This window comes from Arthrobacter sp. StoSoilA2 (assembly GCF_019977195.1).
Classification (GTDB): domain Bacteria; phylum Actinomycetota; class Actinomycetes; order Actinomycetales; family Micrococcaceae; genus Arthrobacter.
Map to the genome: position 1 here is coordinate 2,901,511 of NZ_AP024643.1, position 26,646 is coordinate 2,928,156.

The 26,646-nt window shown below is 62.4% G+C and carries 21 protein-coding genes, 2 tRNA genes and 1 riboswitch; of the genes, 4 read left to right on the top strand and 19 right to left on the bottom strand.

Translation table 11 applies throughout. From position 1 onward, the window contains the following. Positions 1 to 31: 31 nt before the first annotated feature. Positions 32 to 104, bottom strand: a tRNA-Ala gene (locus LDN82_RS13130). A gap of 382 nt (positions 105 to 486) precedes the next feature. On the opposite strand from LDN82_RS13130, the gene LDN82_RS13135 reads away from it, so the two are divergent. Further along, positions 487 to 1,077: a ScbR family autoregulator-binding transcription factor gene (locus tag LDN82_RS13135; RefSeq protein ID WP_224164527.1), complete on the top strand. Its 591-nt coding sequence runs from the start codon at positions 487 to 489 to the stop codon at positions 1,075 to 1,077. A gap of 62 nt (positions 1,078 to 1,139) precedes the next feature. On the opposite strand, the gene LDN82_RS13140 is transcribed toward LDN82_RS13135, so the two are convergent. From LDN82_RS13140 to LDN82_RS13195, 12 genes are all read right to left on the bottom strand, one after another. Continuing rightward, positions 1,140 to 1,212 (bottom strand) — tRNA-Ala (locus tag LDN82_RS13140). A 116-nt stretch (positions 1,213 to 1,328) separates the two neighbouring features. Then, positions 1,329 to 1,733 (bottom strand): ribosome silencing factor, encoded by a 405-nt coding sequence (rsfS, locus tag LDN82_RS13145; protein WP_224164528.1) that lies wholly within the window; start codon positions 1,731 to 1,733, stop codon positions 1,329 to 1,331. A 58-nt stretch (positions 1,734 to 1,791) separates the two neighbouring features. Beyond that, on the bottom strand, positions 1,792 to 2,955 hold the full coding sequence (locus LDN82_RS13150; protein WP_224164529.1) for a hypothetical protein: 1,164 nt from the start codon (positions 2,953 to 2,955) through the stop codon (positions 1,792 to 1,794). 7 nt (positions 2,956 to 2,962) lie between these two features. Beyond that, positions 2,963 to 3,598 (bottom strand): nicotinate-nucleotide adenylyltransferase, encoded by a 636-nt coding sequence (gene nadD, locus LDN82_RS13155; protein WP_263422255.1) that lies wholly within the window; start codon positions 3,596 to 3,598, stop codon positions 2,963 to 2,965. A gap of 55 nt (positions 3,599 to 3,653) precedes the next feature. Then, positions 3,654 to 3,893 (bottom strand): hypothetical protein, encoded by a 240-nt coding sequence (locus LDN82_RS13160; RefSeq protein ID WP_224090660.1) that lies wholly within the window; start codon positions 3,891 to 3,893, stop codon positions 3,654 to 3,656. An 82-nt stretch (positions 3,894 to 3,975) separates the two neighbouring features. After that, positions 3,976 to 5,340, bottom strand: a complete 1,365-nt coding sequence (locus LDN82_RS13165) for a glutamate-5-semialdehyde dehydrogenase (protein WP_224164530.1) — start codon at positions 5,338 to 5,340, stop codon at positions 3,976 to 3,978. A gap of 26 nt (positions 5,341 to 5,366) precedes the next feature. Further along, positions 5,367 to 6,515 (bottom strand): glutamate 5-kinase, encoded by a 1,149-nt coding sequence (gene proB / locus LDN82_RS13170; RefSeq protein ID WP_224164531.1) that lies wholly within the window; start codon positions 6,513 to 6,515, stop codon positions 5,367 to 5,369. Continuing rightward, the gene (obgE, locus tag LDN82_RS13175; RefSeq protein ID WP_224090675.1) at positions 6,505 to 8,091 is read right to left on the bottom strand and encodes a GTPase ObgE; all 1,587 of its coding nucleotides are present in this window, start codon (positions 8,089 to 8,091) and stop codon (positions 6,505 to 6,507) included. The genes proB and obgE overlap by 11 nt, the downstream gene beginning before the upstream one ends. A gap of 133 nt (positions 8,092 to 8,224) precedes the next feature. Next, a complete protein-coding gene (gene rpmA / locus LDN82_RS13180; protein WP_021470683.1) occupies positions 8,225 to 8,488 on the bottom strand; it encodes a 50S ribosomal protein L27 in 264 nt (87 codons plus the stop codon). A 59-nt stretch (positions 8,489 to 8,547) separates the two neighbouring features. Next, a complete protein-coding gene (gene rplU / locus LDN82_RS13185) occupies positions 8,548 to 8,856 on the bottom strand; it encodes a 50S ribosomal protein L21 (protein ID WP_207616561.1) in 309 nt (102 codons plus the stop codon). Between the two features lie 376 nt (positions 8,857 to 9,232). Further along, the gene (locus tag LDN82_RS13190; protein ID WP_224090677.1) at positions 9,233 to 10,789 is read right to left on the bottom strand and encodes a bifunctional hydroxymethylpyrimidine kinase/phosphomethylpyrimidine kinase; all 1,557 of its coding nucleotides are present in this window, start codon (positions 10,787 to 10,789) and stop codon (positions 9,233 to 9,235) included. Then, positions 10,781 to 10,879, bottom strand: a riboswitch (TPP riboswitch). Its footprint overlaps the gene before it by 9 nt. Positions 10,880 to 11,023: 144 nt before the next feature. After that, on the bottom strand, positions 11,024 to 14,248 hold the full coding sequence (locus tag LDN82_RS13195) for an Rne/Rng family ribonuclease (protein ID WP_224164532.1): 3,225 nt from the start codon (positions 14,246 to 14,248) through the stop codon (positions 11,024 to 11,026). 480 nt (positions 14,249 to 14,728) lie between these two features. Here LDN82_RS13195 and LDN82_RS13200 point away from each other — a divergent pair, with 480 nt between their 5' ends. Beyond that, a complete protein-coding gene (locus tag LDN82_RS13200) occupies positions 14,729 to 15,400 on the top strand; it encodes a vitamin K epoxide reductase family protein (protein WP_224164533.1) in 672 nt (223 codons plus the stop codon). Positions 15,401 to 15,475: 75 nt separating this feature from the next. Here the strand turns inward: LDN82_RS13200 and ndk are convergent, their stop codons facing one another. The 4 genes from ndk to ileS are packed head-to-tail and all read right to left on the bottom strand — an operon-like array spanning position 15,476 to position 21,045. Continuing rightward, positions 15,476 to 15,895, bottom strand: coding sequence for a nucleoside-diphosphate kinase (gene ndk / locus LDN82_RS13205; protein ID WP_224164534.1), 420 nt, complete (start codon positions 15,893 to 15,895; stop codon positions 15,476 to 15,478). Positions 15,896 to 15,946: 51 nt separating this feature from the next. Then, positions 15,947 to 16,390 carry a DUF4233 domain-containing protein gene (locus LDN82_RS13210; RefSeq protein WP_224090684.1) on the bottom strand — a complete coding sequence of 148 codons (444 nt, stop codon included), beginning with the start codon at positions 16,388 to 16,390 and terminating at the stop codon, positions 15,947 to 15,949. Positions 16,391 to 16,392: 2 nt separating this feature from the next. After that, on the bottom strand, positions 16,393 to 17,754 hold the full coding sequence (locus tag LDN82_RS13215) for a folylpolyglutamate synthase/dihydrofolate synthase family protein (protein WP_224090686.1): 1,362 nt from the start codon (positions 17,752 to 17,754) through the stop codon (positions 16,393 to 16,395). A 3-nt stretch (positions 17,755 to 17,757) separates the two neighbouring features. Next, entirely contained in the window at positions 17,758 to 21,045 is a 3,288-nt protein-coding gene (gene ileS / locus LDN82_RS13220) for an isoleucine--tRNA ligase (protein ID WP_224164535.1), read from the bottom strand. A 357-nt stretch (positions 21,046 to 21,402) separates the two neighbouring features. Between ileS and LDN82_RS13225 the strand changes: the two genes are divergently transcribed. Further along, on the top strand, positions 21,403 to 22,461 hold the full coding sequence (locus tag LDN82_RS13225) for an endonuclease/exonuclease/phosphatase family protein (protein WP_224164536.1): 1,059 nt from the start codon (positions 21,403 to 21,405) through the stop codon (positions 22,459 to 22,461). A gap of 23 nt (positions 22,462 to 22,484) precedes the next feature. On the opposite strand, the gene LDN82_RS13230 is transcribed toward LDN82_RS13225, so the two are convergent. Then, positions 22,485 to 23,264 (bottom strand): SDR family oxidoreductase, encoded by a 780-nt coding sequence (locus tag LDN82_RS13230; RefSeq protein WP_224164537.1) that lies wholly within the window; start codon positions 23,262 to 23,264, stop codon positions 22,485 to 22,487. A 22-nt stretch (positions 23,265 to 23,286) separates the two neighbouring features. After that, complete coding sequence (locus LDN82_RS13235) at positions 23,287 to 23,658, bottom strand: DUF488 family protein (RefSeq protein ID WP_224164538.1); 372 nt, start codon at positions 23,656 to 23,658, stop codon at positions 23,287 to 23,289. A 50-nt stretch (positions 23,659 to 23,708) separates the two neighbouring features. Here LDN82_RS13235 and valS point away from each other — a divergent pair, with 50 nt between their 5' ends. Further along, on the top strand, positions 23,709 to 26,330 hold the full coding sequence (valS, locus tag LDN82_RS13240; protein WP_224164539.1) for a valine--tRNA ligase: 2,622 nt from the start codon (positions 23,709 to 23,711) through the stop codon (positions 26,328 to 26,330). The last annotated feature ends 316 nt before the right edge of the window (positions 26,331 to 26,646 follow it).

Sequence of the window (26,646 nt, forward strand, 5' to 3'; positions counted from 1 at the left end):
CGCTCGCCCGAGCGGGGTCTTTTATCCGAAGTGGAGCTGAGGGGACTCGAACCCCTGACCCCCTGCATGCCATGCAGGTGCGCTACCAGCTGCGCCACAGCCCCGGATCTTGTTGATTTCTTCAGGAAGATTTCCCTTCCCGCCGAAGCAACTCGTCAATACTAACCACAATCCCCCGAGAAGCGAAATCGCGGGAGCGTGATACGCCTCACGGCGATGAGCGGGCATTTCTGCCCTGCACTCCCCCGCAGCCGGGGTGCGCTGGATCGCTCCACCGCACCTCCCCCCCAAACGGCCACGCGGAGTCCCTTGGGCCAAGGCCCGGCGCGACTCCTCTTGAAGTCTAGAATCACCGAAAGAATAAACCAAACCGTTCAGTCGGTTTTACGGGCCCTAACTTATGGACGGTGGTAGCGTTGTGGGGTCCGGCGGCGCGTTCTACTGGCCGTCCCACAGTGAAACAAGTGAGAGGCTCCCCCACCGCCCATGCAGCAACGCGCGAAAGACACCCGCCTTTCCGTTATTGAAGGCGCCGCCCATGTCTTCGCGGAAGTCGGGTACGGCAATGCAAGCCTGAGCGACATCACCAAGCGTGCCGGAGTCACCAAAGGGGCGCTCTACTTCCACTTCACGTCCAAGCGGGAGCTGGCTTTGGCCGTCATCCAGGAGCAGCATGCATTGGTCCTCGCGGCGGGTGCGGGCATCGTGGGCTCAAACATGACTGCCCTGGACAAGATCATTGGACTGTGCCGGATGTTCGGCCGGCAGCTGCTTGACGAAGCGATTGTCCAAGGCGGGATCCGCCTGACGTTCGAAGCCTCCGCCTTTGATGCCGATATTTCGGGCCCCTACCAGGACTGGATAGAAACAGTGGAGCAACTGCTCCGCCAAGCCCAAACCGAAGGGGCTGTCCGGCCCACGCTGGAGCCCGCCGCCTTTGCCCGCTATCTGGTTGCCTCCTTCACCGGAGTCCAGATGGTGTCCAACGTCCTGACTGCCCGCACGGACGTACTTCGCCGCATTGACGAGATGTGGGAATTCATGCTGCCGGCAATCGAAGCCGGCGCTGGCAGCTAGGCCGAACCACACAAAAAAGGCCCTGCCCTTCTTCATCACGAAGAAGGGCAGAACCTTAAGAGTGGAGCTGAGGGGACTCGAACCCCTGACCCCCTGCATGCCATGCAGGTGCGCTACCAGCTGCGCCACAGCCCCATATTCTTGCTGCTCCACGATCGACTTTCCAGCCATCCGCGCCGAAGCAACTCAAATATCTTAGAACAGCGTTTCCGAAAATTCCAAATCGGGCATATTCGGTTGCCGGCCCATGTTTAGAACTCTGATTCCCCTGCTGGCGCAGCCTTTGCCGAGGCGTCATCCCCCAGTTCAAGGTCAACTACGGGGCAGTCCTTCCAGAGGCGCTCCAGGGCGTAGAAAACGCGGTCCTCTGCGTGCTGGACGTGGATGACGATGTCGGCGTAGTCCAGGAGCACCCAACGGCCTTCGGATCGGCCTTCACGCCGCACCGGGCGAAGGTCTTGCTTCATCAGCTCTTCCTCGATGCCGTCAACGATGGCATTGACCTGGCGCTCAGTGGGCGCAGAGGCAATCAGGAAGACATCAGTCAGGGCGAGCCGCTCGCTGACGTCAAGCGCAACGATGTCATCGGCAAGCTTGTCAGCCGCCGCACGCGCGGCGTGACGGGCGAGGGTAATGGATTGTTCATGTGCAGACACGGGGACTCCTTGTTGTGGCCGTTGGCCTGTAAATGGCGTTAGCCGGGTTCTAGCGGAATTAGCCGCTGGTAATCATGATGATGCCGACGATGAGCGCGACAACACCCAACGCCAGGACGCCGAACTGCAGCAACCTGTTCCGCTGGGCCCGGGCCAGGCCGGCCGTATTGGCGTCCAGAGGGTCCAGTCCATACGCTGCGCTGGCAGAAATCGGCGGACGCTGTGTTTCTTCAAGCTGTTCGTCGACGGCCGCTGGCCGCTTCCGGGCGTTCCTTGCCACAGCTTCGGCACGGGCGAGAACACCCGAACGGCCACGCGTGCCCTTTCCGTTCGCCGGCGCTTTGCCGGCATCAAGAGTGGGATCCGACGAGGTCACGAGAGGCACGAAAGTGGTACTGGGGCGCTTCATGACCGGACGTTCAATGCCGGGCACCTTGACGAACTCCAGCGGCGTGACCATGGCGAGATTGTTTGCAGTGGAGGGGCCCACTGAGACTCCCGAAGACTTCTTCCCCTCGGACACGCCCGCTGCCGGGGCCTTGGCTTCAGCCTGGTTCTGTTCGGCAAGCTTCTGTTTGGCCGCTGCCCGCTTGTTCAGCACTGCAGCTCGTTCGGCGAGGGCAATCTGCTGGGCGAGGACCTCAGGATCGACAGCCAGGGGATCCTGCTCGGCAATGTGCTCAAGCTTGGCGGTTTGATTCTGGACCTGGGCAGCGATCAGTTCACGGACCGCAAGTGCCTGCTCTACAGACATTTCAGATTCGGCAGTACCAGCGCTGGGTGCCGGAACCCCAGCGGAACCCTCAGCGGCGGCCTTGGTATCCACGGGATGGCCGGCTGGTTTGTCCGTTGGCTTCCCGCCCGGCATGGGAACGATGGGGTTGGCAGACGTGGCCACTTCTTGCTGGAGTTGCTGCAGGCGAAGCTGGCGACGTGTTGGCGGTCCACCGCCGGAGAGCTGCTCTTCCTTGTCCGCAAGCTCTTTGATGGTGCGCAAAGCTGCGCGGTCGCGGGCGCGGATTTGGGAGGACCGCTGCTGCGCGGTGGTACCCACTGCATCTACGGGAGCATCCGCCGCCCGACGATTCCGGCCAGTTACAGCATTCTCCGCGGCGTCTACTACCTTGTGTGGTGTAGCTTCCGCCTGCGGCTCTTGGTTCTCTTCGCGGGCGCGGCGAAGCTCACGCCTGCTGCGGATGGGTCGCTGTTCCTGGCTGCTCATTCAAAACTCATTCAGTACGTGCTTGGTCGTCTGATCCGGATAATGCGGGGGCCAGCTCCCCTGTCCCTGGCCGCGCGGTCCCGGAGTGCGGGGCGTACAGACCATACTTGGCGATGTACTGCACCACGCCATCGGGCACGAGGTACCAAACGGGGTTCCCGGCACCTACGCGTGTCCGGCAATCCGTTGAGGAAATCGCCATGGCTGGAACTTCCAGGAGGCTGACGTCTTCCCTGCCCATGCCGTCCAGTTCGTGGCCAGGGCGCGTTACACCAACGAAGTGCGCCAAAGACCAGAGTTCGTCAACGTCCTTCCAGGACAGAATCTGGGCCAAGGCGTCAGCGCCAGTGATGAAGAACAAATCAGCGTCGGGTCGCTGGGCCCTTAGATCGCGCAGGGTGTCGATGGTGTAAGTGGGTCCGGGACGGTCAACATCGACCCGGCTCACCGTGAACCTCGGGTTTGAGGCCGTGGCGATCACGGTCATCAAATAACGGTGCTCGGGTTTGCTGACCTGCTTGCTGGACTTCTGCCAAGGTTGGCCAGTAGGCACGAAAACGACTTCGTCGAGATCGAACTTGGCGGCAACCTCACTTGCAGCCACAAGGTGGCCGTGATGGATGGGATCAAAAGTTCCACCCATCACGCCCAGCCGGAGCCTGCGCTCCGACTCCCCGCGCGGAGTTGCGGCGATAATGTTAGTGGCCCTGCTTGTGGGTGTGCTTGTTCGGGTGCTGGCGGTGCGGATCCGAGTGCTCTTCCACAGCCTCGTGACGGTTGCCAAGGTTGGTGTAGGAGAGGGCAACGAACATCAAAACCAGCAGGAGGGCAAACATGCTGACTCCGAAGACCCACGGCTCGGCCCAGAGCGGGGCAGGCGCTTCGTGGCCGCCTTCTGTTTGGGCTGCTATGGACGTGGCGATCTGCTGAAACAGCATCTTCTCCCCTAGTTGGTTCTCAAGGATTTTCGACGGCGGGACTCCCCGCCGTTCCGGACTTCTGTTCTATGTTACCGCGTAGCTAACTGCGGATCTGGCCTTCGCCCTGCACGATCCACTTGGTGGTGGTGAGTTCGGTCAGGCCCATGGGCCCACGGGCGTGCAGCTTTTGGGTGGAAATACCCACTTCTGCTCCGAGGCCGAGCTCACCGCCGTCGGTGAAACGCGTGGAGGCGTTGACGATGACGGCAGCCGAGTCGATTTCAGCAATGAATCTCTCGGCGTTGGCCAGGTTGTTCGTCAGGATCGCTTCGGTGTGCCCGGTGGTCCACTTGCGGATGTGATTGACGGCATCATCGAGGTTGTCCACCATGGCAACGGCAAGGTCCAGGTCCATGTACTCGGTGGCCCAATCGTCGTCGTCGGCCGGAACGGTTTCAACGTCCTTGCCCAAAGCGGCAGCAATCCGCTCATCGACGTGGAGGGTGACTCCGGCAGCGCGAAGTGCAGCGGCAACGGCAGGCAGCACGGTGGAGCCCGAGTGTACAAGAAGGGTCTCTACGGTGTTGCAGACGCTGGGACGCTGCGTCTTGGCATTCAAAAGAATGTCAACCGCCATCTCTTCATTGGCCGATTCGTCGATGAAGATATGCACATTGCCTTCACCCGTTTCAATAACAGGCACGGCAGAGTTGGTCACGACAGTCTGGATAAGTTCCCGTCCACCCCGGGGAATCAGGACGTCAACGCGACCCCGGGCACGCATGAGCACGTTGGCGCCCTCGCGGCCGTACTGGTCCACGGTCTGCACAGCATCGGCAGGCAGGCCAACAGAGTCCAGGGCTTCCCGAAGGATCTGCACCAGGGCCTCATTGGTGTTCGCTGCAGCGGAACCACCCCGCAGGATGACGGCATTGCCGCTCTTAAGCGCGAGTCCGGCAATATCCACCGTGACATTGGGGCGGGCTTCATAAATAGCAGCAACAACGCCCATGGGGACGTTGACCTGGCGCAGGCGCAAGCCGTTGGGCAGCGTCTGGCCACGGACCACGTTGCCTACGGGGTCCGGCAGGCCAGCCAGGTTCTCCAAAGCAGCAACCAGCCCATCGATCCGGGCAGGTGTCAGCGTCAGCCGGTCAAGAAGAGCGGCAGATGTGCCATTGGCACGTCCTGCGGCAACATCCTTGGCGTTTGCTTCCAGCACGTGCTTCCGGCGCTCCTGAAGGGCAGCACCAATAGCGCGCAGGGCGCGGTCCTTCCACGCACGGTTGGCTTGACCCATACGGCGGGCGGCCTTGCGGGAGCGGTCGGCAATGGCATGGACGGCAGCCTGGACATCTTCCGGCGACAACGGAGCGCCACCTGCCACAGGGTTCTCCGGCGTTTGGCCGGCGGCACCGGAAACGTCGGAAATCACAGGGGCGTCAGGGGTCAGCGCTTCAGTCATGCTCCAAGTTTAGATGAGGGCGCAGCCTAAAGGAGTACGAGGTCGTCAACATGAACAACTTCGCGGTCGTATCCGCGGCCCATTGCCTGGCCGAGTTCCTGGGTGGAGCGTCCCAGCATGCGGGGAAGCTCCTCCGAGGAATAGTTCACCAGGCCGCGGGCAATCACTGTTCCGTCCAAAGCCACCATTTCAACGGGGTCCCCGGCTTCGAAGTCTCCGAATACGTCCGATATCCCCGCGGGCAGGAGTGACCTATGCCGGTCGCGCACTGCCTTCACCGCGCCGTCGTCGAGTATCAAGCGCCCGTGAACCGTTGCCAGGTGAGCCAGCCACAGGAGCCGGACGGGCTTGCGGCTGCCGTTGACGGCGAACCACGTTCCTACGTCCTCCCCTGCCAGGGCAGCTGCAGCATTGGGCGTCGAAGTCACCAGCGCGTGGATCCCTGACCCGGCAGCTATGGACGCCGCTTCCACTTTGGTCATCATGCCGCCGGTACCTACACCGGCCTTGCCTGCCTTGCCAATGGTCACGTCCTCGAGGTCCTGCGGACCACGAACCAAGGGGATGCGCTTGGCGCCGTGGGAGGGTGGACCGTCGTACAGGGCATCGACGTCGGAGAGCAGCACGAGTGCGTCGGCGCGCACCAGGTGTGCCACCAGGGCTGCGAGGCGATCGTTGTCCCCAAAACGGATCTCATGGGTTGCCACGGTGTCGTTCTCGTTGACGACGGGAACGACACCAAGGTTCAGCAGGCGGTCCAGGGCACGGAAAGCATTGGTGTGTTGCGTCCGGCGCATGAGGTCGTCAGCTGTCAGCAGGACCTGGCTGACCGTGACGCCGTGCGCGCTGAAAGCTTGCGTATAGCGCGCCATCAACAGGCCCTGCCCCACGCTTGCCGCAGCCTGCTGGGTAGCGAGGTCCTTCGGGCGCTTGGCGAGCCCCAGCGGGGCAAGACCTGCCGCGATGGCGCCCGAGGAAACCAGGATGATTTCAGTACCGGCGTTTCGTTTGTCAGCCAGCGCATTAACCAGCGAAGTCAGCGATTTCTCGGAAATGCCGCCCTTGATACTGGTCAGCGAGGACGAGCCCACTTTGACAACAATCCTCTTGGCGGTGGCCAGGGCCTGACGCTCAAGAACCTCTGCGTCCGGAATTTCGACAGTCCTAGTCGTCATCACCGGTATCCAGGTGGCCTTCCGTTACGGGCTGGGCACGACGACGGCTGACGGACTCAGTCCAGATGCCAGCCTTGCGCTCGGCTTCGAGTTCAGCACGGGCGGCAGCCTTCGCTTCCCGGCGCTCAAGCTGTTCATCGCGCTTTTGCGAACGTGTGGGACGGTCGCCGATGTCCGCGACGCGGATATCGGTACCACGGGGAGTCGCCAGGAGCTCGGCGCCTGCCATCATGGTGGGCTCCCAGTCGAAGACCACGCCATCGTCCTCGCCGATGACCACCGTATCGCCGGGCTTCGCTCCAACCTTGAAGAGCTCCGTCTCGACGCCCAGCTTGGCCAGGCGATCGGCCAGGTAGCCAATGGCTTCCTCGTTGGTGAAGTCGGTCTGCTTGACCCAGCGGACAGGCTTCTCGCCCAACACGCGGAACAGCGGCTCGAGGTTCTTTTCCTCGCGGCGGATCCGGAATCCGCTCTCGTTGACGGCGCGCGGACGAAGGATGGGCGGGGCAACCTTGGGAGGGGCAGTCTCTACGGCATCCCGCGCAGCCTTGACGATCTCCGCCATTGCGAAGCCAAGCTGGCGCAGGCCCTCATGGCTGGTTGCCGAGACTTCGAAGACACGGTAGCCGCGTGCTTCGAGGTCCGGACGAACGAACTCCGCCATGTCCTTGCCATCCGGAAGATCCACTTTGTTCAGGACAACAAGCTTGGGACGCTCGTTCAACGGCACTACTTCGCCGTCTACGCCGGCGTAGCTCATGTCCACGGCGTACTTCTCCAGTTCCGCCTCAATGATGGCCAGATCGGAGAGTGGATCACGGTCCGATTCCAGGGTTCCGCAGTCCAGGACGTGAACCAGGGCCGCGCAGCGTTCAACGTGGCGCAGGAAGTTGTGGCCAAGGCCCTTGCCCTCGCTGGCGCCTTCGATCAGGCCGGGCACATCGGCGATGGTGAACCGGATGTCGCCGGCCTGGACGACGCCAAGGTTGGGAATGAGGGTGGTGAAGGGGTAGTCGGCAATCTTTGGCCGGGCAGCGGACATGGCCGCAATGAGGCTGGATTTTCCAGCGGAGGGGAATCCGACCAGCGCGATATCGGCGATGGACTTCAGTTCCAGCACGATGTCGCTGGATTCGCCTTCAATGCCCAGTAGCGCGAAGCCGGGCGCGCGCCGCTTTTGCGAGGACAGTGAGGCGTTTCCGAGACCGCCCTGGCCTCCTGCCGCGGCAACATACTCCGTGCCTTCGCCCACGAGGTCAGCGAGGACCTCGCCGTCCTTCGTCTTCACCACGGTGCCGTCCGGCACGGGGAGGATCAAGGTTTCGCCGTTCTTGCCGCCACGCCAATCACCCATGCCAGGGCCACCGTTGGTGGCGTGGCGGTGGGGGGCGTGGTGGTAGTCAAGCAAGGTGGTGGTCTGCGCCGACACCCTAAGGATGACGTCTCCGCCGTTGCCGCCATTGCCGCCGTCGGGTCCACCGAGAGGCTTGAACTTTTCCCGCTTGACAGAGACACAGCCGTGGCCGCCGGTTCCGCCGGATACGTGCAGGACTACCCGGTCTACAAAGCTCGCCACGTGAATCTCCTCTTGCTGTTGCCAGCGCTGTTGCATAAACCAGAGCGCCATGGGCGCCCTAATCGATTGTAATGCGGTTAAAAGAACGGTGGAGCGGGCCGTTTGGCCCGCTCCACCGGTTCAGAACTTGTTGTTACTCTGCAGCTGCAGCAGCAACGATGTTCACTACGCGACGTCCGCGGCGAGTACCAAACTCAACCGCACCGGCCTCGAGTGCGAACAGGGTGTCGTCGCCACCGCGGCCGACGCCTGCACCGGGGTGGAAGTGGGTTCCGCGCTGGCGAACGATGATCTCGCCTGCGGAAACTACCTGGCCACCGAAACGCTTGACGCCGAGGCGCTGTGCGTTGGAGTCACGACCGTTGCGAGTGGAGCTCGCGCCTTTTTTGTGTGCCATGTGAAATGCCTGCCTCTAAATTTCTGGGGAAACTGAAAATCTGAACAGAGTAACGAAAGTTACTTGATGCTCGTGATCTTGATCTTGGTCAGTTCCTGACGGTGACCCTGGCGCTTCTTGTAGCCGGTCTTGTTCTTGAACTTCTGGATGACGATCTTGGGACCGCGAAGGTCCTCAAGGATCTCAGCCGTGACCTTGACCTTGGCCAGGTCCGCAGCAGCGGACGTGACCTTGTCGCCGTCAACCAGGAGCAAGGCGGGCAGCTCAAGCGTGCTGCCGGCTCCACCGGGGACGCGGTTAAGCGTTACGTAGTCTCCAACGGAAACTTTTTCTTGGCGGCCGCCTGCGCGGACAATCGCGTACACCACTTGGGTACTCACTTCTCTCGACGTTTCTTACTAAATTTGCGTGCGGAACCTTGAACCGGAATCAGGCTTGGTTCGCGCTGTGCCTCAACGCCGTGGACTTCAGATCGAAGCCCGCGAGTCATCCCATGAACAATTCCAAGGGGCATAACCCAAGTGTTGGCGTAAGCACCGAAGATCAAGATTACGCTAGTTTGACCTTCAGCTGCAAATGAGGCCGGGTCCGGAGGCTATCGGGTGACTTGCATCACCAGTTGTAACGGACTCTCCCGGCACCGTGCCCATACAGCCTACAGGGTTTGGGCGGGAATGCTGCGATTTGGCTGGCGACGCGCGGGAGTTTCGTCGATCGGCTATGCAGAAACCACGGAAATCGAACTCAGGCGAAGAGCCTTGGCGCATCAAAGAAGGCCGTCTCGTAGCGGCAAGAGTGTGTAAAGGCCTCAACCATGGCCTCGCGTTCCTGCGCAGAGGCCTTGAGGGCGGCTGCGTCCGTAAGGTCGATCGCTTTGCGGGTTGCGGCAGCAAACTCCTCGTCGGCGTAGGTCTTCAACCAGTCGGCGTACGGGTGGTCGCCGGGTGCGCCTGCATCCACGTAGGCCGCGTGGAGTTGCCGGCCTACCTCCGCGTACAGCCAGTAACAGGGCAGGATTGCTGCGAGCAACACAGCGTAACTGCCGGACGCGGAAGTGGCCAGGAGGTGGTCCACGTACGACTTGGTCACGGGTCCGGTCTGCGTCGGAGCCGGGCGCGTGCTCAGCCAGTTCCGATGAAGCTCGGACTCGACCTCAAGGCAGGTCTGTGACGCCTTGGCCCAGAAGAGCTGCTCTTCCTCAGTGGGGGCAAGGGCACCGGCGCGGGCCAGAACCCGGGAATAGCCGTTGAGGTAGATGGCATCCTGGGCAAGGTAGTAGTTGAACTCGGGCTCAGGGAGCCTCCCCGACTGCAGGCCCTGGATGAAGGCCAGGCCGTAGATTGCGTCCAACTCCGGCGTGGCTTCCGCCCAAAGTCGCGCGGCAAAATCGCCGGACCGGCCAGCAGGATTCCGTGTCGGCTCCAGATGGTGAAAGTGCTGGATCGGCCCGCTGCCCCTGCCCACGTCGAGCCCGTCGGCCGCAGAAAGGGCCTGCAGCAGCCACGGCTTAACCTCCCGCAGTGACGCTTCCCAGTCACCTCTGCGGGCCTGCACCGTGGCCAATGCCGAGGAGAGCGAACAGCCCGTTCCGTGGCTGTTCCGGGTATCCACGCGGGGACCGGCCACCTCGATAACGTCCTGCCGCAGCAAGCCGCTCGTATTGACCAAGGCATCAGGACATTCCGCTCCTGCCAAATGGCCACCCTTCACCAGGATGGTCGTTCCACATTCGGCAGCCAGACGCTTGCCTTGGTCAAGGGCAGTGGCCCAGTCCGGGGCGTCAGGCTCCCCCAGCAACATAGCCAGTTCGGGAAGGTTGGGGGTAACGAGATCCGCCAAAGGCAGGAGGCTGCGCAGGGCGGCTTCGGCGTTCCCACGCAGAAGCCGGTCGCCGCTGGTGGCCACCATCACCGGGTCAAGGACCACGACGGCGGGACGCACGTCTTCGAGCCAGCTGCGGACTTCGTGGATGACGGACGCGTCACCCAACATCCCGATCTTGACGGCATCAATCTCAATATCGCTGCTGACGGCATCCAGTTGCTGGCGCAGGAACTCCACGGGCGGAACATGGACTGCACTGACTCCAAGGGTGTTCTGTGCCGTGAGCGCCGTGATGGCAGCCATTCCGTAACCACCGTGCGCAGCAATGCTCTTCAGGTCTGCCTGGATCCCTGCGCCTCCGGACGGATCCGAACCGGCAATGCTAAGCACCCGCGGATGTTGCCGGGCAGCCACGGGTCCGCCAACGCTACCGGCGGGGTCAAGGGGGTAGACAGGGGAACTCGACAATGAAGCCATGATGGACATCCCTTCGCCGGTGCTAACCGGACAGGTTCAACGGGTCTGGATCTCAGCCAGGCCCAGCGCCCGGCACCCCGTGTCAGTTTCCTAGCGTAGCCGGGAAGTCCAGCGGTCCGGGAACCGGCCTGCTTGGGTGCATGGATGTGACTGCCGGCGACAAAAGAGTCCCGCAGTATCCGACGACATCGGATACTGCGGGACTCTTTCAATACGTCATCAGTGCTGACGTGCTTACAACTCCGAAGCTGGAACTCCTACGCCGAGGATGATGGGCTCGTCAGCTGCCTTCTTTTTGGCAGGCTCTTCCGCTGCCGGCGCTTTGGCCTCGTGGGCCGTTCCACCCGCGGCTGCGGCAGTTACCTCGTGGTGCTCCACGCTGGTTTCGTTTGCGGCACCCTGTGCCCTGCTCGCGCTACGGTTCCTTCGGCCTCGACTTCCACGCGAACGCGAAGAACGATCGTTCTGACCGTCGGTGGCCGCAGCACTGGCGGCGGAGGTAGTGGCAGCGGAGGCAGCGGAAGTTTCGGAAGCCGTGGCAGGTCCGGAAACCGTATCCACAGTCTTTTCCTCGTCAGCCGGTGCAGCACCGAGGTGCGAGAACGCCTCCGCCAGCAGGTCCAGGCTCATGGCCGGCTTGCCCGCAGATGGTTCCTCATGGTGCTCCACGAATGGAAGCGCCACTTCTTCGCCGCCGAAGCGCAAAACGGGCGTGGACCGTGCCTCCCGAACCGCTGCTTCATGGCTGGCGGCATCAGCTGCGGCCGCTCCCCCGGCATCGCCGGTTGCCGTATCAGACACGGATTCAGCCGTGTCGTGATGCTGACCGGCTGCGCGTGCCAGTTCCTCCGCGCGGTGAACTTCGTCGTCGTGCAAGTGCGCGGCATGCGCTGCAGCGGCGATGGTGGCAAGAGCCGCCCTGGTCGCCTCGGCCTTCGCCTGGCGAACGGGGTCAACCGACTCCTTGCCACTTGGCGCAGCTACCGGGGCGGCAGCGGTGCTGTGGGTGGAGACTGCTTCCTCGGCTACCGCTCCCCCACCTTTCCCACGGCGACGCTTGCGTTCATTCCGGGCAGCAGGCTGTTGCGGTTCTGTGTGTGGACGGTGGTGCTCGGCGGCAACTACATTGGCGCGTCGGTGTTCCACGGGCTCATCATGGGTGACGACGCCGCGTCCGGCGCAGTGCTCGCACTGCTCACCGAACACTTCAAGCAAGCCTGTGCCCATGCGCTTGCGTGTCATCTGCACCAGGCCAAGCGACGTCACTTCAGCCACTTGATGCTTGGTGCGGTCACGGCCCAGGCATTCCACCAATCGGCGGAGTACCAGGTCACGGTTGGATTCAAGGACCATGTCGATGAAGTCGATGACAATGATGCCGCCGATATCGCGCAGGCGCAGCTGGCGAACTACTTCCTCGGCCGCTTCAAGGTTGTTCTTGGTGACGGTTTCTTCAAGGTTTCCACCGCTGCCGGTGAACTTACCTGTGTTGACGTCCACGACGGTCATGGCCTCGGTGCGGTCGATGACAAGGGAACCGCCGGACGGCAGGAAGACCTTGCGCTCCAGGGCCTTGTGGATCTGTTCGTCGATCCGCCAGGCCGCAAAAATGTCCTGGTCCTTGGTCCACTTTTCAAGGCGGCCCACCAAATCGGGAGCAACGTAGGTGACGTAAGCCTCAATGGTGTCCCACGCGTCGTCGCCGGACACAATCAGCTTGGAAAAGTCCTCGTTGAAGACATCCCGGACCACCTTGATGGTGAGGTCAGGTTCGCCGTAGAGCAGTTCGGGTGCCAGCACCTTGGTGGAGGACGCCTGGCCTTCAATGCCCTCCCACTGCGCGCGCAAACGGTTGATGTCGTGCGTCAGTTCTTCCTCGGAGGCACCTTCAGCGGCCGTGCGCACGATGACGCCGGCGTTCTCAGGCAAACGGTCCTTGAGGATGCGCTTGAGGCGGTTGCGTTCGACGTCGGGCAGTTTGCGCGAGATGCCGGTCATGGAACCGCCAGGCACGTACACAAGGTAGCGGCCCGGGAGGGAAATCTGGCTTGTGAGGCGCGCGCCCTTGTGGCCTACAGGATCCTTGGTCACCTGCACCAGGACAGAATCACCGGACTTGAGGGCATTCTCGATCCGGCGCGGCTGTCCCTCGAGATTGACGGCGTCCCAGTTGACTTCGCCGGCGTAAAGAACTGCGTTGCGCCCGCGTCCGATGTCCACGAAGGCAGCTTCCATGGACGGCAGAACATTCTGGACCTTGCCCAGGTACACGTTGCCGATCAGCGAATCCTGCTGGGTCTTGGACACAAAGTGCTCAGCAAGCACGCCGTCTTCAAGGACCGCAATCTGGATTCTATCGTCGCGCTGGCGGACGATCATCTGGCGATCCACGGACTCTCGGCGGGCAAGGAACTCAGCCTCTGTGATCACCTGGCGGCGGCGTCCGGTCTCGCGGGACTCGCGGCGGCGCTGCTTCTTGGCCTCTAGCCTGGTGGAACCCTTAACACTGGTAACCCGGTTTGACGGGGCCGTCTCAGTGATCGGGCGGGGCGCGCGGACACGGGTCACCGTGTTGGGCGGGTCATCGTCCGAGCCGCCAGTCAGTTCAAGGTCCTGGTCACCCCGGCGGCGACGCCGACGACGACGCGACGTGACGCCCTCTTCGAGCGCTTCCGCTACCGGAGCATCTTCTTCATCCTCAGCCTCAGCGCCGTCCTCGGAATCGGTCTCATCGCGTTCAGTCCCGCGGCGGCCACGCCGGCCACGGCTACGGCGACGACGACGGCTGCTGGAATCCTCCAGCTCGTCAGTTGACCCGGCTTCCGGAGTTTCTGCTTCAGACTCTTCGGCCTTTTCCTCTACGGCGGGGCGGGCAACGGTGCTCAGATCAGGGGCCTGGAAGATCATCGAGGTAATGGAGACAGGTTCCAGGAACAACGACGTTGAACCGGGGGCGGACTCCTCGGCAGCTTCGGCCTCTTCCTCGGCGGGAACGTCGCCCTCCACGGGAAGGTCGCCCTGGGTAGCCGGCGCAGGCTGGGACCCCGCATCCGGCGTCGTGATTTCTTCAACGGCTTCCACGGCGGAAGACGCTTCGGGGGCTGGCGCCTCCGCGCTGACCGTTGCCTCAACGTCCTTGGGCTTGGTAGTCCGACGACGGCGGACCGGCTTTTCGGGGGCAGGTTCGGCATCGGTTTCCGGCTGGGACGCTACTCCGGCCTGATCGTCAAAACCCGGGAGGGGCTCGGCAGGCACCGTTGTCTTGCGCGCACGGGTACGGCGCGCCGGCGCCTTCACAGCTGCTTCGGTCGGTTCAGTGCCGGTGGCTTCCTCAGCGCTGGCTGTTTCCACTGCTTTGGGCGCAGCCTTGCGCCGTGTCCGGGTGGTCTTTTTGGGCGCTTCCGCAGTTTCCGCGGGAGCTGCCTCTTCATTAACGGCTACAACCTGGTCATTATCCATATGTGGCAACACTCCTGCCCCAGCGACGCCGCCACATCCGGCGCCCAGTGGGGCAAATATTTGTCAAAACCCTCAGGCGTTGACAGAAGTCGGTAGTATTCCTTCCGGTTCGCACCATCATTGGGGTGCGGCAGCCCTGGAAGGCCGGTAGCTTTGCTCTGAAACCCGTTGTTCTGCTGCCACAACCAGGTGCCGTCCATTGTCATGGCGGGCTTACCGAGGATCACGTGATCCGGGCAGGCCCTGCTCATACTGGCGGTCTTGGGAACAAGTCACCGGACCGGATTCCGAATGTGGATCGGCTTCCAGCCATGTTCATTCTCTCACACCCCCGCACATTCGAAGGGTAGGGGGCTGTGTCGCACAGTGTGGAAAGTGCTGGTGCTGGCTGGAGGCTGCATCCAGTCTCCGGCGTTACAATCCTGACAAGAACCGTTCCCGGCCCGGCCGGGTCACTTGTTGAAAAGGATTGCGTCCGCGATGCCAAGCACCGCCAGGGAAAACCTGGCCAACCAAGCCTCCACCCCCATGGAGGATACGTCCACCAATGCAGGTTTGCTGCCTAAAGCAGTCCGCGACAAGCCGTTCGCCTGGCTCCTGCTGATCACCGGCGTCATTGGCTGGCTGGCTTCCGGGGCGTTGGTCCTTGAGAAGCTGGAAGTACTCAAAGACCCCAACCACATCACGCTCTGCGATGTGAATCCCTGGGTTTCCTGTGGCGCGGTGATGCAAACACCGCAAAGTTCGGTCTTCGGGTTCCCCAACATGTTCATCGGCATCGTCGCCTTTGCGGTGATCATCACCACTGCCATGGGCCTCCTGGCCGGGGCGAAGTACTCACGCGGGTACTGGCTGGGCTTGCAGGCCGGCGTAACCCTGGGGTTCGCCTTTGTGGTGTGGCTGTGGTCCCAGGCCCTGTACGTCATCAACGTGCTGTGCCCGTTCTGCATGGTGGTGTGGACCGTGATGATCCCGATGTTCGTATGGGTGACCATCCGCAATATCTCCCATGGCGTCATCAAGGCCCCACCGGCACTGGCCAAGGTTTTGGGTGACTCCGGCTGGATCATCGTGGCGCTGCTTTATGTGGCTGTCATTGCCACGATCTTCTTCGCCTTCATCCACGTCTTCGCAGGCACGTCGGGTTACTAACTCTTCGCGAGATGACACTTAAGGCCAATGTTCGTGATGAACATTGGCCTTAAGTGTCACTTCGGCGAGGCGTACCTAGCCGGCGAACCAGATCTTGATCTCACGCTCGGCGGAGTCAACGGAGTCAGAGCCGTGAACCAGGTTCTGCTGGACTGCCAGGCCCCAGTCACGGCCGAAGTCGCCCCGGATGGTGCCCGGAGCAGCGGTGGTGGGGTCCGTGGTTCCTGCCAGGGAGCGGAAGCCTTCGATGACGCGGTGGCCTTCAAAGATAGCTGCGATGACCGGGCCGCTGAGCATGAACTCAACCAGGGGCTCGTAGAACGGCTTGCCCACGTGTTCCTCATAGTGCTGCTCCAGCAGCTCGCGGGTCGCGTTGACCTTCTTCAGCTCGGCCAAGGCGTAACCCTTGGCTTCGATCCGGGCGAGGATGCTTCCGCTGAGGTTGCGGGCGACGCCGTCGGGCTTGATCAGGACAAGGGTCCGTTCAATGCTCACAGTTGCTCCAATGTGGTTGGTGGGTGGGTTTCCCAGCCAGTTTACGGGGTTTTACGAACCAGCCTCGTCACGGTGCGTGGCGTCCCATTCGGCCTGCTCCCGGTCGCGTTGTGCCACTTCACGGTCGATCCTCATCCCCGTCCGGATTCCGTACCACCAGCAGATGGCGAAGAGGACGCCAACGATGAACATCATGGGCTCTGCAATCCCCGTCAGGATCAGGAGGAGCTGCAGCCCCCAGCCAAGGCCGATTCCCCAGGGCTTGGACAACACCGCACATGTGAGGACAAGCACTACGCTCAGCGCGATTCCCACACCCAGGATGATTCCAGGAGCAACTTCCCCGCGCCTTAGCCCGAAAACCACCAAGGTGCCGAAGAAGGCCACAAAGGCTTCAAGCAGCAGCACCGTGGAAGCGAACATTACCTTGGTGGATCGACGCTTCCTGGGCATGCCCGGCCGCCATTCACGCTGGGCCTTGGTCAGCCTTGCCACTGTCAGGCACCTTCCTTTCCAAGCAGGATGCGTGCCTCAGCCACCAGGGTGATGGAGCCGGTGACCAGCACGCCGCCGGCAAGGTCATCGTTGGACTCGGCCCGTTCAACGGCCCACTCCAGTGCGTCATCGAGCTTCTCAGCGATGTGGACGTTGTCCTCGCCAAAGCCAAGATCGACGGCGAGTTCGGCCAGTTCCGCTGCAGGGACAGCCCTGAGTGAGTTGGACTGGGTGAAGCAGAATTCATCGGCAAGATCGCCAAGTTGTTCCTTGAGTGTCTTCAGGATCTCCTCAGCGTCCTTCTCCCGCAGGACTCCGACGACGACCACCAGCTTGCTGAAGCTGAAGGCCTCGTGGATTGCCTCGGCAGAAACACGGATCCCTTCCGGGTTGTGGGCGGCATCCACCACGATCGTGGGGGCGGTCCGCACCACTTCCAGTCGGCCAGGTGACGTCACGTTGCCGAAGGCTTCCTTCAGGACGTCGATGTCCAGCTCTTTTTCTCCTCCACCGAAGAAGGCTTCCAATGCAGCAACCGCCACGGCGGCGTTCTCTGCCTGATGGGCACCATGCAAGGGAAGAAGGAGGTCTTCGTAGCGGCCTGCGAGGCCTTGGACGGTAAGGACCTGGCCACCCACGGCGACGCTGCGCGACTCGACGCCGAACTCGACGCCTTCAAAGCGGAACGGTACGTCTACTTCCCGGGCCTTTTCCAAGAGCACCTGCGCCGCATCCACGGGCTGGGCGGCGCTTACCAGGAAGCCGCCCGGCTTGATGATGCCGGCTTTCTCGTAGGCGATGTCCTCGGTCGTATCGCCCAGCAGGTCCGTGTGGTCCAGGGAAATCGGCGTGATGACGGAAACCTGGCCGTCTCCGACGTTGGTGGCGTCGGTGATGCCGCCCAGTCCCACCTCAAAGACCGCCACATCCACGGGCTGGTCGGCGAAGATGGCGAACCCGAGGATCGTGACGCATTCGAAGTACGTCAGCCGCGGCTGGTTGTCGGCAAGGAGCTCGTTGTCAACGATTTCCAGGTACGGACGGATTTCATCCCAGATCCGAACAAACGTCGCATCCGATACCGGCTCACCATCTATGCTGATGCGCTCGGTGACCTTGGAAAGGTGCGGGCTGGTGTAACGGCCTGTGCTGAGGCCGTGGGCACGGAGCCCGGCCTCGATCATGCGCGCAGTGGACGTCTTACCGTTGGTACCGGTGATGTGGATGATCGGGAAAGCCTTGTTGGGCTCACCCAGCACGTCCATGGCACGGAAGAGCGGAGCCAACCGCGGTTCCATTTTGTTCTCCGGCGCGCGGCCCAGGAGTTCGGCGTAGACGCTCTCTACCGAGAATTCGTCAGTCATTGGTCAGACCCCTGCCTTTGCTACGGTGACCTGCGGTTCCTCGGCGCTGGAAAGCAGAACTTCCAGTTCCAGGGTCAGCGTTTCGGTCTTGACGAGCTCAGCATTGGCCTGGAGGGCGTCAACGACGTCCTGCTGCGCTTCGACGGAAGTTCGGATGCGGTCGCTCACGTTCAGCCCAGCATCCTTGCGTGCCTGCTGGATGGCGCGGACCATGTCGCGTGCCAGGCCCTCGGCAGCCAGTTCCGGCGTGACTTCGGTGTTCAGGACCACGAAGCCGCCACCGGGCAGTACGGCAGCTGCGGACGACCCGCCGTCGGCCGCTTCTGCCACGACGGTCTCCAGGGTGTATTCCTGCGGCTCAAGCTCAAGTCCCCCAGCCACCACGACGCCGGAATCGGTTACCGACCAGTCGCCGGACTTGGATCCCTTGATGGCCTGCTGCACGTTTTTGCCAAGGCGCGGACCAGCAGCCCGGGCGTTCACCACCAGTTTCTGCTCGATGCCGAATTCCTCCGGTGAAGCCGAAGCAGCGTCCAGCAAGCGGACGGAGCGTAGGTTCAGTTCATCGGCGACGACGGCGGCGAAGCCTCCCAGCGCATCTGCCCCGGGTGCCACGACAGTCAGTTCCTGCAGCGGCAGGCGGACGCGCAGGTTCGCGGCCTTGCGCAGGCTCGATCCGGTGGAGCAGATCTGCTGCACGCGGTCCATGGCCTCCACGAGCCCTGGATTGGCCGGGAACAGTGAAGCGTCGGGCCAATCGGCGAGGTGCACGGAACGGCCCCCCGTCAGCCCGCGCCAGATCTCTTCCGTCACGAGCGGCAGCAAGGACGCTGACACACGGCATACGGCTTCCAAAGCGGTGTAGAGGGCGTCGAAGGCGTCCACGTTCTCGTCAAAGAAGCGCTGGCGGCTGCGGCGGACATACCAGTTGGTGAGCATGTCCAGGTAGCTGCGGAGTTCATCGCAGGCCCCGGAGATGTCGTAAGAATCCAGGCTTTCGGTCAGGCTGCGGACGAGGTCCCCGGTGTTGGCCATCAAATACTGGTCCAACGTGTCGGAGTAGCCGTCGTAGCGCAGCTTCGCTTCATAGCCGGAACCGGAGTTCGCGGCGTTGGTGTAGAGCGTGAAGAAGCTGTACACGTTCCAGAGCGGCAGGATGACCTGGCGGACGCCGTCGCGGATGCCCTGCTCGGTGACCACCAGGTTGCCACCGCGAAGGATCGGGCTGGACATCAGGAACCACCGCATGGCATCCGAGCCGTCACGGTCCAGGACCTCGGAAACGTCCGGGTAGTTGCGCAGGCTCTTGGACATTTTTTGGCCGTCGGAGCCCAACACGATGCCATGGCTGATGACGTTGCGGAAAGCGGGACGGTCAAACAGCGCCGTAGACAGGATGTGGAGCATGTAGAACCAGCCGCGGGTCTGGCCGATGTACTCCACGATGAAGTCCGCAGGGTTGTGGGTGTCGAACCATTCCTCGTTCTGGAACGGGTAGTGCACCTGTCCGTAGGGCATGGAACCGGAGTCGAACCAGACGTCCAGGACATCTTCGACGCGGCGCATGGTGGACTTGCCTGTGGGGTCGTCAGGGTTGGGACGGGTCAATTCATCGATGAACGGGCGGTGCAGGTCCACTTGTCCTTCGTTGTTGACCGGCAGACGGCCGAAGTCCGCCTCGATGTCAGCCAGCGAGCCGTAAACGTCCGTACGCGGGTACTCGGGATCATCGGACTGCCACACGGGAATCGGCGAACCCCAGTAGCGGTTACGGCTGATGGACCAGTCGCGGGCGTTGTCCAGCCATTTGCCGAACTGGCCGTCCTTGACGTTGCCCGGGATCCAGTTGATCTCCTGGTTCAGCTCGGACATGCGGTCCTTGAACTTGGTGACCTCGACGTACCAGGAGGACACAGCACGGTAGATCAGCGGGTTCCGGCAGCGCCAGCAGTGCGGGTAGCTGTGCTCGTAGCTGGCCTGGCGGACCAGGCGGCCATCGGCGCGCAGCACCTGGGTGATGGGCTTGTTCGCGTCAAAGACCTGCAGTCCCACGATCGAGGCGAGCTCGCCATGGGCAAACAACGGCAGGAACTTCGCGCCCTCGTCAACGGACAGGACAACGGGGATGCCGGCATCCTCACAGACCTTCTGGTCATCCTCACCATAGGCCGGAGCCTGGTGCACGATTCCCGTACCGTCTGTGGTGGTGACGTAGTCCGCCACAAGGAAGCGCCACGCGTTCCGGGTGCCGTACTTCTCGGCATCGGCAAAGTCGTTCCACAGTGGCTCGTACTCAAGGCCCGCCAACTCGGCGCCTGTATGGGTTGAGACGACGGCGGCAGCTGCGGCAGCTGCGTCGTCGTACCCCAAATCCTTGGCGTAGGTCCCCACGAGGTCGGCGGCCAGCAGGAAGCTGCCCGTGACCGGGGCTTCCGCCGAAGCAGCCTTGACGCCGTTCGGACCGGCGGGCAGGACCGCATAGGGGATTTCAGGCCCGACGGCGAGCGCCAGGTTGGTGGGCAGCGTCCAGGGCGTTGTGGTCCAGGCGAGCGCCTGGACGCCTTCGAGGGCCTTGGAGAGTTCGGACTCCCCCGCCTTGATGGGGAACGTTACCGTGACGGTCTGGTCCTGGCGGTTCTTGTAGACGTCGTCGTCCATGCGGAGCTCGTGGTTGGACAGTGGCGTCTCGTCCTTCCAGCAGTACGGAAGGACGCGGTACCCGTTGTACGTCAGTCCTTTTTCGTGCAGTTGCTTGAAGGCCCACAGCACCGACTCCATGTACTCGACGTTGAGTGTCTTGTAGTCGTTGTCGAAGTCCACCCAACGGGCCTGGCGTGTGACGTAGGCCTTCCATTCGTTGGCGTACTTCATGACGGAGGCGCGGCAGGCGTCGTTGAATTTGTCGATGCCCATGGCTTCGATCTGGGTCTTGTCCGTCATGCCCAGTTGCTTCATGGCTTCGAGCTCGGCTGGAAGGCCGTGGGTGTCCCAGCCGAAGCGGCGCTCCACGCGCTTGCCGCGCTGGGTCTGGTAGCGGCCCACGAGGTCCTTGGCGTAGCCAGTGAGGAGGTGCCCGTAGTGGGGGAGGCCGTTGGCGAAGGGAGGGCCGTCGTAGAAGACGAACTCGTTGCTGCCGTCTTTGCCTGCTTCGCGCTGGTCGATGCTTGCCTGGAAGGTGCCGTCTTCATCCCAGTACTTGAGGATGCGCTCTTCGATTTCCGGGAACTTCACGGAAGCGGACACGCCCTGCGTGCCTGAAGGAGTCGCTGAGGCCTTGGGGTAGTGGGTCATCTCATATCCTGTGATAGCTGGTTGACTGTCAGGATGCGAGGACGGCTTCAGTGTTTGCTGATGCCGCGGTACCACCTCACTTACCGGAACCATGGCGCCCCGGGTGGGGGGGCAACGGCCGGTTCCGGCCTCTCATTACTGCTGTGACGGGCTTACCCGTCCGGTTCTACTGGGCCCTGGCCGCCGCTTGGATTGCTCCACTTGGGCGTTCAGGGATGTTCTTCCGGAAGCTCACCGGTGATGGCCGGGTCAACGCTTGTCTCCCAAGTCTAGCGGCAGGAGAGCCCCGTGCTCCACTCGCAGGATCATCCTTCGGGTGGACCAGCTGGATGCCGTCGGGTGCATAGACTCGACCCCATGACCAACCCCGCCCTTGTCCTTCCGACCGCGGGCCCGGTAAAACGCTGGCTGGGCCACCAGGCATCCCCCGCGTGGTCGGTCCTGGCTCTGCTCTTGGTGTTGCCTGTGGCGGGAATGTCCCTGTTCAGGGCGGTCCCCACGGAGTGGCCGCTGGTGGTGGTTCAACTGTTGTCGTTCACCCCGTGGATGGTGCTGCCATCGGCGCTGGCGATGGTCCTTGCGTTGGTTGGGCGCCGCCTGTGGGTCCTCATCACGACGGCAGCCCTGTTGGCTCTCCAATTGTTCTGGCTGTTTCCGCTGGACACCGGAAGGGCAGAAGCAGTTCCTGCGGGGAACGCCACTGTTTCCGTGAAGGTGATGAGCCTCAACACTGAATACGGTGAGGCTGACGCACGTGCCATCGTGAAGTTGGTCCGGGACAACGGTGTTCAACTTTTGACCCTCCAGGAGCATACGCAAGGGCTGGAAGACCGCTTACGCTCCGAAGGCCTGGAGTCAATACTGCCGAACCTCCTGAGTGAACCCAACGACGACGCTTCCGGTGGCGCCGTGTATTCCGTTTTCCCTCTGCAACCGGAGGGGCTGCTGCCCGACACGCCATTCCGGATGGACGTGACGCGGGTCCTCGTCACGGATCCGGGCAACGTTTCCAAGGCGACGTTGAACCTCACCAACGTTCATGCACTGCCCCCGGTTGACGAGCGGATCCAGCAGTGGCGCAGCGACCTTGTCCAGGTTGCCCGTCAGGCCTCCCGTCCGGGACATCACCTGCTGATGGGTGACTACAACTCCACCTACGACCATGCCGAGTTCCGCGCCTTGCTTGACCCCGCCATGGGCGGCGGACAGGACGGCAAAAGGCTCGTCGACGTCGGAACAGCCTCAGGCGGACGGTTCTCCCCCACCTGGCCGATGGAGGGACCACCCCTACCTGGGATCGTGATCGATCACATGGTTACGTCGCCCCGAATCGGCAGCAGTGGCTACGCGGTCCACCAGGTTTCCGGTTCTGACCATGCGGCCATGGTGGCAACCCTGGTTATCCCGGCCGGTTAGCCGGTTGGAAGGCGTGTCTCGCTTCAGCCTTCCTTGCGGATGAGCTTGTGGTTGGCCGCCTGCGCCACCGGGCGCACCACGATCTGGTCCAGGTTGATGTGGTGCGGCAGCGAGACTGCGTACTTCACGACGTCGGCCACGTCCTCTGCCGTTAGGGGCTTTTCGACTCCGGCGTAGACCTTGGCGGCAGCGTCCTTGTCACCCAGCCGGTTAAGGGCAAATTCCTCAGTGTGGACCAGGCCCGGCGCTACCTCGATGACACGGATGTTGTGACCCACTTCTTCCAGCCTTAGGGCGTTGGTCATGGCGTGCTGGGCAAACTTTGCGGCGTTGTATCCTGCGCCGCCTTCGTAAGCGGCCAGTCCGGCGGTGGATGTGAGGTTGAGTACAGTTCCTTCCCCGTCCTCCCTCAGCATCGGAAGGAATGCCCTGGTGATCTTCATGGTGCCCAGGACGTTGACCTGGTACATCCACTCCCAATCCTCAGTATCGGCATTCGCGATCGTGTCCGCGCCACGGGCACCGCCGGCGATGTTGATGAGGGTATCGGCTCCCCCGGCTTTGGAAACGGCCTGCAAAAGGGCTGCGACGTCGTCGTCGCTGGTGATATCGGCCGCAAATGGAATGGCGCCGGTTTCGGCGCCCAGCGCGCCCAAGCGCTCGGCCCTGCGGGCCACCGCAAAGACCTTCCAGCCTGTGGAGGCCAACGCCCGCACCGTTGCCTCGCCGATGCCCGTGCTCGCGCCGGTTACTACTGCTGTCTTGTTCTGAACTGGATGAACCGTGTGTGCTGCCAAAGTCATGGCACCACACTATCCGCAGGCCTCAAGCATCTGCCCGGCCGAGCAGGAATTCACGTAATACCACGGCATGGTTCACCTCTGGATCCCTGGCGGCATAGAGCAAGGTGACCCGAGGATGGGACCTCGCCAACTCCAGCAAAGTCTGAACTGCAGCATTGCTTTCCAGTTCAGCCTCGTACTGCCGCCGGAAATCGGTGAACCGCTCCTGCATGTGTGCAAATTCGGTCCGCAAGGTTGGCGATGGCGCGACTTCCTTCAGCCACAAATCCAAGTGGGCCTTCTCCTTGGACACCCCGCGCGGCCATAGCCTGTCAACTAAAACCCGGGCACCGTCGTCGTCAGCGGGGTCCTCGTAGATGCGTTTGAGGACGAAAGCGTCCCGATGGCCGGCCATGACGGCATGCTACGGCAAGGCGCTGCGGCGGACCATGGAACAATTGACACATGGCTGAATCAACGCAGGGTACAGACACGCCCGCCACCGCCCCCATCAACGTTCCCGACAAGCCGGCCCTTGAAGGCCTTGAGGCTGCCCTGACGCAGCGCTGGCTGGACGAAGGAACCTACAAGTTCAACCCGGACACCACCCGGGAGCAGGTCTACTCGATCGACACTCCCCCGCCGACCGCCTCGGGTTCCCTCCACGTGGGCCACATGTTCTCCTTCACGCAGACGGACGTCCAGGCCCGCTACATGCGCATGACCGGAAAGAATGTCTTCTACCCCATGGGTTGGGACGACAACGGCCTGCCCACTGAGCGTCGCGTCCAGAACTACTACGGTGTGCGCTGCGATCCCGCCATCCCCTACAACGCCGACTACCGTCCTCCAGCACAGCCGGCCAAGAACCAGCGCGATTTCGACGTCGTTTCCCGGCAGAACTTCATCGAGCTGTGCGAGGAACTCGCTGTCGAGGACGAAAAAGTCTTCGAGAACCTCTTCCAGACCCTCGGCCTGTCCGTGGACTGGGACCTGACCTACCGCACCATCGACGACACGTCCCGTGCGGTATCCCAGCGTGCCTTCCTTGCCAACCTTGCAGCGGGCGACGCCTACATGGCCGAGGCCCCCACGTTGTGGGACGTCACGTTCCGTACCGCTGTAGCCCAGGCTGAGCTTGAGGACCGCGAAGTTGCGGGCGCCTACTACCGCTACCCCTTCTTCACCGAAGACGGCGAAAAGATCTTCATCGAGACCACCCGTCCGGAACTGCTCGCCGCTTGCGCCGCGCTGGTAGCAAACCCCGACGACGAACGGTACCAGCCGCTGTTCGGCAAGACCGTGAAGTCGCCGCTCTTCGACGTTGAGCTTGAGGTAAAGGCCCACCCGCTCGCCAAAGCGGACAAGGGCTCCGGCATCGCGATGGTCTGCACCTTTGGTGACCTGACAGACGTCACGTGGTGGCGCGAGCTGCAGCTGCCCACACGCGCCATCATGGGCCGCGATGGCCGCATCATTGCCGAAACCCCGGAATGGATTACTACCGACGCCGGCAAGGAAGCCTACGCCGCGATCGCCGGCAAGACGGCCTTCTCCGCCAAGGAAGCAGTTGTAGAGCTCCTCACGGCGGCAGGCCTGCTGGACGGCGAACCGAAGAAGATCACCCACCCCGTGAACTTCTTCGAAAAGGGCGACAAGCCCCTTGAGGTGGTGACCTCACGCCAGTGGTACATCCGCAACGGTGGACGAGATGAAGAACGCCGCGAACGGTTGATCGGCCGCGGCCAGGAAATCAACTTCCACCCCTCTTTCATGCGCTCGCGCTATGAGAACTGGATCGCGGGCCTGAACGGCGACTGGCTCGTATCACGCCAACGCTTCTTCGGCGTGCCCATTCCCGTCTGGTACCCCCTGGATGCCCAGGGCAACCCGGACTACGACCACCCCATCCTGCCATCGGATGACATGCTCCCCGTGGATCCCGCCGCAGATGCAGCCCCTGGCTTCGAGGAAGCGCAGCGTGACCAGGCCAACGGCTTCACAGGTGACGCCGACGTCCTGGACACCTGGGCCACGTCTTCCCTTACCCCGCAGATCGTGGGTGGCTGGAGCCGTGACGAGGAACTGTTCTCCAAGGTCTACCCGTTCGACCTCCGCCCCCAGGGTCACGACATCATTCGCACATGGCTGTTCTCCTCCGCTGTCCGCGCCGACGCCCTGCAGAAGAGCGCGCCGTGGAAGCACGCAGCTATTTCAGGGTGGATCCTTGACCCGGACCGCAAAAAGATGTCCAAGTCCAAGGGCAACGTGGTTGTCCCCACGGACGTCCTGAACGAGTTCGGCTCGGACGCCGTCCGCTACTGGGCAGCCTCGGCCAAGCTCGGTGCGGACACGGCCTACGAAATCGCGCAGATGAAGATCGGCCGTCGGTTGGCCATCAAGCTACTCAACGCCTCCAAGTTCGTGTTGAACCTTGGTGCCACCGAAAACTCCGTGGTGTCCAGCGATCTTTCCGTGCTGACCAATCCACTGGACCGGGCACTGCTCGCCCAGTTGTCGGACGTTGTTGCGCAGTCCACCAAGGCTTTCGAAAACTACGACTACGCGCGGGCACTGCAAATCACTGAGTCATTCTTCTGGCAGTTCACCGACGACTACGTCGAGCTGATCAAGGACCGCGCCTACGGTGCGGCCGGGGAGTCGGAGCAAGCATCCGTACTGGCTGCGCTGGCCACCACCCTGGACTCCTTGCTGCGCCTTTTCGCGCCGTTCCTGCCCTTCGCCACCGAAGAGGTGTGGAGCTGGTGGCGCACCGGCTCGGTTCACCGCGCCCAATGGCCTGCCGCACTGGAAATCGCCGATGGCGACACCACCATGCTTGGCACTGTTGGCGTAGCACTCAGTGGCATCCGCAAGGCCAAGTCCGAGGCAAAAGTGAAGCAGCGCACCGCAGTACTCTCGGCGTCCATCACGGCCAATGAAATGCTTGTTGCGCAGCTCAAGGCCGGACTCGGGGACCTGAAGGCAGCCGCGAACGCCCAGGAGATCGCACTTCAGTCCGGTGAGGGTGAGCTGACGGTCAGCGACGTCGTCCTCGCACCGGCAGAGGAAACGCCAGCGTCCTAAGAGCCTTCCGGCAAATTCCGGAAATTTGGGCAAAGGGGAAGCCCCATCAGCGTTTTGCCGTTGGTGGGGCTTCGACTTTTCGGCTGTCTGGTGACGGCTTGACAGTCTGGCGGAATCCTCGGAATTTCAGGTCTTACTACCTCGTCACTGGTAGCTTGCTTCCAACTTTGCCAAAGGCTGCGTTGGTTGCATATCACTGAATCTTTGGTTTCCGTGTCCCTCTTCTTTCGAAGTGGGTAAGAACCATTGTGGTCCCGCCAGTGACCATGCACAAGAGCCCTGGCAGAACTACAATCCTGTAGTTCTGCCAGGGCTT

Coding starts and splice junctions, on each gene's coding strand:
- LDN82_RS13135 (WP_224164527.1), top strand. CDS start 487: ATGCAGCAACGCGCGAAAGACACCCGCCTTTCCGTTATTGAAGGCGCC.
- LDN82_RS13150 (WP_224164529.1), bottom strand. CDS start 2,955: ATGAGCAGCCAGGAACAGCGACCCATCCGCAGCAGGCGTGAGCTTCGC.
- nadD (WP_263422255.1), bottom strand. CDS start 3,598: ATGGGTGGAACTTTTGATCCCATCCATCACGGCCACCTTGTGGCTGCA.
- LDN82_RS13160 (WP_224090660.1), bottom strand. CDS start 3,893: ATGCTGTTTCAGCAGATCGCCACGTCCATAGCAGCCCAAACAGAAGGC.
- LDN82_RS13165 (WP_224164530.1), bottom strand. CDS start 5,340: ATGACTGAAGCGCTGACCCCTGACGCCCCTGTGATTTCCGACGTTTCC.
- proB (WP_224164531.1), bottom strand. CDS start 6,515: ATGACGACTAGGACTGTCGAAATTCCGGACGCAGAGGTTCTTGAGCGT.
- rpmA (WP_021470683.1), bottom strand. CDS start 8,488: ATGGCACACAAAAAAGGCGCGAGCTCCACTCGCAACGGTCGTGACTCC.
- LDN82_RS13190 (WP_224090677.1), bottom strand. CDS start 10,789: ATGGCTTCATTGTCGAGTTCCCCTGTCTACCCCCTTGACCCCGCCGGT.
- LDN82_RS13195 (WP_224164532.1), bottom strand. CDS start 14,248: ATGGATAATGACCAGGTTGTAGCCGTTAATGAAGAGGCAGCTCCCGCG.
- LDN82_RS13200 (WP_224164533.1), top strand. CDS start 14,729: ATGCCAAGCACCGCCAGGGAAAACCTGGCCAACCAAGCCTCCACCCCC.
- LDN82_RS13215 (WP_224090686.1), bottom strand. CDS start 17,754: ATGACTGACGAATTCTCGGTAGAGAGCGTCTACGCCGAACTCCTGGGC.
- ileS (WP_224164535.1), bottom strand. CDS start 21,045: ATGACCCACTACCCCAAGGCCTCAGCGACTCCTTCAGGCACGCAGGGC.
- LDN82_RS13225 (WP_224164536.1), top strand. CDS start 21,403: ATGACCAACCCCGCCCTTGTCCTTCCGACCGCGGGCCCGGTAAAACGC.
- LDN82_RS13230 (WP_224164537.1), bottom strand. CDS start 23,264: ATGACTTTGGCAGCACACACGGTTCATCCAGTTCAGAACAAGACAGCA.
- LDN82_RS13235 (WP_224164538.1), bottom strand. CDS start 23,658: ATGGCCGGCCATCGGGACGCTTTCGTCCTCAAACGCATCTACGAGGAC.
- valS (WP_224164539.1), top strand. CDS start 23,709: ATGGCTGAATCAACGCAGGGTACAGACACGCCCGCCACCGCCCCCATC.